The sequence below is a fragment of the Pseudomonas sp. 05N434 genome (assembly GCF_056396965.1).
This window is the reverse complement of sequence record NZ_JBFTMK010001037.1, coordinates 1-621: the sequence shown is the minus strand read 5'-3', so window position 1 is coordinate 621 and position 621 is coordinate 1. Positions and strand designations below refer to the sequence as shown.

Below are 621 nucleotides of genomic sequence, written 5' to 3'. Positions count from 1 at the left end.
CCCCTGTAGCACCACCTTGCGCGCATAGTCGCGCTCGCTGATGACGCCGACCACCTGCCCTTCTTCGATCACGGGCAGCGCGCCGACGTTCTTCTCGGCCATCATTTTCAGGGCGTCGAGCACCATCTGATCCGGTGCGATGCTGTGCACCTGCTGGTTTTGCACGATCTTCAGTTTCAGCAACTGTGCGGCTGTTTTCATCAACGTTCTCCGATACGGTCCAGGGCGACGGTCAAGCCGCCGCGACTTCCACGACGCCGGCGTTCAAGCGCACCGGCCACACCCGCAGGCGCTGTTCCGGGTACTCCAGGCAGCTGCCGTCTTCAAGACGGAAATGCTGCTTGTAGATCGGCGACGCCACCACCAGATCACCCTTGAGACTGCCGATCAGTCCGCGGCCAATGACGTTCGCGCCGGATTGCGGATCATGGTTGTCGATGGCGTAGAGGGTGCGGCCTTCGGCTTGTGGCAGGTAGAACAGCGCGACCTGGGCGCCGTCGAGCCAGACGACAACGCCGGAGTTGCTGACCAGATCCTGCTGGCTGCACACCGCCTGCCAGGCTTGGGCATTGGCTGCGGTGGCAAGGGCATCGACACGCTGGGTATTGGACTGGCTCATCA

The 621-nt window shown here is 62.6% G+C and carries 2 protein-coding genes; both read right to left on the bottom strand.

The window, feature by feature from the left end; translation table 11 throughout:
• The coding region (locus AC1DLB_RS31575) for a CBS domain-containing protein (RefSeq protein WP_477786475.1) at positions 1–201 on the bottom strand (201 nt) is incomplete at its 3' end.
• Positions 202–232: 31 nt separating this feature from the next.
• The gene (nirD, locus tag AC1DLB_RS31570; RefSeq protein WP_018929007.1) at positions 233–619 is read right to left on the bottom strand and encodes a nitrite reductase small subunit NirD; all 387 of its coding nucleotides are present in this window, start codon (positions 617–619) and stop codon (positions 233–235) included.
• Positions 620–621: the final 2 nt, after the last annotated feature.